This window comes from Actinomadura logoneensis (genome assembly GCF_003428695.1).
Lineage (GTDB): Bacteria > Actinomycetota > Actinomycetes > Streptosporangiales > Streptosporangiaceae > Spirillospora > Spirillospora logoneensis.
The window spans coordinates 1-823 of the sequence record NZ_QURH01000417.1; the positions used below are offsets into that span (position 1 = coordinate 1).

Genomic DNA, 823 nt, shown 5'->3' on the forward strand with positions numbered 1-823 from the left:
GCAGGCCGGGCTCGGCGGCCAGGACGTCCAGGGCCGCGAGCGCCGCGCCGACGGCGGCCGGGGCGAGCCCGGTGTCGAAGATGAACGCCCGGCCCGCCTCCACCAGCGTCGCGATCACCTCGGGCGCGCCGAGCACCGCCCCGCCCTGGGACGCCAGCGCCTTCGACAGCGTGAGGGTCAGGACGACGTCCGGCTCCCCGGCGAGGCCGGCGGCGTGCGCGGCGCCCCGCCCGCCGTCGCCGACCACGCCCAGCGCGTGCGCCTCGTCGACCACCAGCAGGGCTCCGTGCGCGCGGGCCGCCGCGTGCAGCGCCGCGAGCGGGGCGAGGTCGCCGTCCACGGAGAAGACCGCGTCGGTGACGACCAGCGCGTGCGGCTCGCGGCGTCCGGCGAGGGCACGGCGGACGGCGGCCACGTCCCGGTGCGGGGTGATCTCGACGCGGGACCGGGACAGCCGGCAGGCGTCCACGATCGAGGCGTGGTTGGCCCGGTCCGACACCACCAGGACGTCCGGGCCGCCGAGCGTCGCGACCGCGCCGAGGTTGGCCAGGTAGCCGGACGAGAACACCAGCCCGGCGGCCGTCCCGGTGAAGGCGGCCAGGCGGCGGTCGAGTTCGGCGTGCAGCTCGGTGGTGCCGGTGACCAGGCGCGATCCGGTCGCGCCCGTCCCGTACTCCCGGACGGCCCGGGCCGCGCCCGCCGCGAGCCGGGGGTCGCGGCACAGCCCCAGGTAGTCGTTGGACGCCAGGTCGATCAGCCCGCCGTGCCCGCCGTCCCGGGGGAGCAGCCGCCTGCGCAGCCCGGCGTCCTCGCGGGCCCGCGC

At 79.3% G+C, this 823-nt stretch carries 1 protein-coding gene; it reads right to left on the minus strand.

Translation table 11 applies throughout. From position 1 onward, the window contains the following. A partial coding sequence (locus tag DZF91_RS23045; protein WP_117359480.1) for an aminotransferase class I/II-fold pyridoxal phosphate-dependent enzyme occupies positions 1-823 on the minus strand: 823 nt, incomplete at both ends.